The organism is Tropicimonas sp., assembly GCF_047971885.1.
Classification (GTDB): Bacteria; Pseudomonadota; Alphaproteobacteria; order Rhodobacterales; family Rhodobacteraceae; genus Tropicimonas.
On record NZ_JBKEAE010000085.1, the window covers coordinates 1 to 2,406 of the forward strand.

Here is a 2,406-nt window from a genome sequence, read left to right on the forward strand (position 1 = left end):
GGTGACACGATAGCCACCGCCGGGCAGGGCCTCGATCCGGTCGGCCTTGCGGTCGGGCAGGATCTTCGCGCCCTTCCTTTCGGCCAGATACAGGTAGTTCTGATAGAGCGCATTCTTGGCCCCGGTCGGGCAGCCGGTCAGGCAGCCGCCGCAGAAATTGCAGCCGGTGCGTTTCGGGCCTTCGCCCCCGAAATAGGGGTCATCGACGGTCTTGTCCGGCTCGCCGAAGAAAATGGCGTTCTGGACCGCGCCGAACGTGTCCTCGGCCCCCATGCGGCGGGCCGTCAGGCGCAGGAATTCGTCCTGTTTCGTCAGTTTCGGGTTGATGCCGACCCCCAACATGCGCCGGGCGGTCTTGAAATGCGGGGACAGTTCGGCCTTCAGGTCCACACCAAGGCGCGTGACCTGCGGGTCATCGTAGAATTCGTCCTTGGGAGGCAGCATCACCGCGCCCCAGACCAGGCTGCCACCGCCGACGCCGACGCCGCCCACCACGTTCACATGCCGGAACATGTGCTGGGCGAAATAGCCGCGCATCCCAAGGCCGGGCATCCAGAGCAGCTTGAACGGGTTTTTCTTCGCGGCCTTGATGTCGTCGTTGCTGACCCGCCGGCCCTGTTCGGCCACCGCGACGCGCCAGCCCTTTTCCGACAGGCGCAGCGCGGATGTCGCGCCCCCGAAACCGCTGCCGATGATCAGATAGTCATAGTCATGGTTCTCTTGTGAATTGGTCATAATTCCATCCTCCCGACAGGTTCGCTGCCGGTCTTCCTCAATCGAGTTTTACCGGGGGACGATCGCCCCCGGCGCGATATGTCAGCGCTTTTTCAGGAACGCGGCGGCCTTGCTGGCGAGCCCGCCCCAGGGCGGTCCCATCTTTTCGAAGCCGTTGATGAAGCCGATCTTCAGCACCGAACGGGCATGGCTGAGACGGTAGAAACCGTCCTCGCCATGAAACGCACCGATACCGCTGGGGCCGATGCCGCCGAAGGGCAGCGTGTCCTGACCCACATGCAGCACGGTGCCGTTGATCGTGGTGCCACCCGAAATGGCGCCATCAAGGATCCTGCGCTCGGTCTGCTTGTCGTTGGTGAACAGGTACATGGCCAGCGGGCGGTCGTGGTCGCGGATATAGGCCAGCGCCTCGTCCAGCGTGTCATAGGGCTTGACCAGCAGCACCGGACCGAAGATTTCCTCGGTCATCAGCACGCCATCCTTCGGGGCGCCGATCACTACGGTGGGCGCGATCTTGCCGGTGCGGGCCACGTCGCTGTCATGGTGGGTCAGCACGGTGGCGCCGGCGGCGCGGGCTTCCTCGATCGCGTTCACCAGCCGCTGCCTGTGGCGGTCCGAGATGATCGAGGTATAGTCGGGGTTCTCGGCGATGCTGGCAAAGGATTTCTCGGCGCGGGCGATGACCGCCCTGGCGAACTCCTCGACCTTGGCGCGCGGCACCAGCGCATAATCCGGCGCGACGCAGATCTGGCCCGAGTTCGAGTATTTGCCGAAGGCAACGCTCCGGGCGGCCTTCTCGATCGAATAATCCTCGGCGACGATGACGGGCGACTTGCCGCCCAGTTCCAGCGTGACAGCGGTCAGGTTCTTCGAGGCCGCTTCCATCACCTTGCGCCCCACTGCGGTCGAGCCGGTAAAGATGATATGGTCAAAGGGCAGGGCGCTGAAACGTTGCGCGACCTCGGCCCCGCCGGTCACGACGGCGACTTCCTTTTCGTCGAAATACCTGGCGATCAGCGTCCGCAGAAGTTCCGAGAACCGGGGCGTGAATTCCGACGGCTTGATCATCGCGCGGTTGCCGGCGGCCAGCGCGTCGACCAGCGGCGTCAGCGAGGTCTGCATCGGGAAGTTCCAGGGCGCGATGATGCCGATGACGCCCAGAGGCTCGTGCCGGATACGGGCGGTCGCGGGTTTGAACGCCAGATCGACCGGGCGGCGGGTGTCGCGCATCCAGCGCTTGAGGTGCTTGCGGGTGTGGCGGACCGCGTTCAGGACCGGGACGATCTCGAACAGGCGCGACTCGTGGGTGGAGCGATTGCCGAAATCGGCGTTCATCGCCTCGACGAAGGCTTCGTCGTTATCGGCGACCAGCTTGCGCAGTCGCTCCAGCCGGTCAAGGCGCAGCTTGTAATCGGGGGCGGATTCGTCGCGCGAGGCGCGATATTGCAGGTCGAACAGCCGGCGGGTTTCGTCAGCCGTTTGCGGGAATTGCTTGAGCGCAGAATTTGTCATGTCGATTGCCTTTCCTGATCCTCCTCGGATGCACACAGAATAGGTGATGCCCGAGCGAATTGATTACCGCGACATTCCAGTTTCTTGACTTTGAGCGACAGGCCGGCGTGAGGGGGAGAATCGCCGGCTGGTCAGGGCTCTGATTCCACGTAAGGCTGC

General features: G+C 63.9%; 2 protein-coding genes. Both read right to left on the reverse strand.

Translation table 11 applies throughout. From position 1 onward, the window contains the following. On the reverse strand, window positions 1-735 hold a 735-nt coding region (locus tag ACK5IR_RS08290), incomplete at its 3' end, for an FAD-binding protein (RefSeq protein WP_416927785.1). A gap of 81 nt (window positions 736-816) precedes the next feature. Continuing rightward, complete coding sequence (locus ACK5IR_RS08295; RefSeq protein ID WP_416927787.1) at window positions 817-2,247, reverse strand: coniferyl aldehyde dehydrogenase; 1,431 nt, start codon at window positions 2,245-2,247, stop codon at window positions 817-819. Window positions 2,248-2,406 lie beyond the last annotated feature (159 nt).

Bases quoted from the DNA above. Each gene is read 5' to 3' on its own strand.
- ACK5IR_RS08295 (WP_416927787.1), bottom strand. From the start codon at position 2,247: ATGACAAATTCTGCGCTCAAGCAATTCCCGCAAACGGCTGACGAAACC.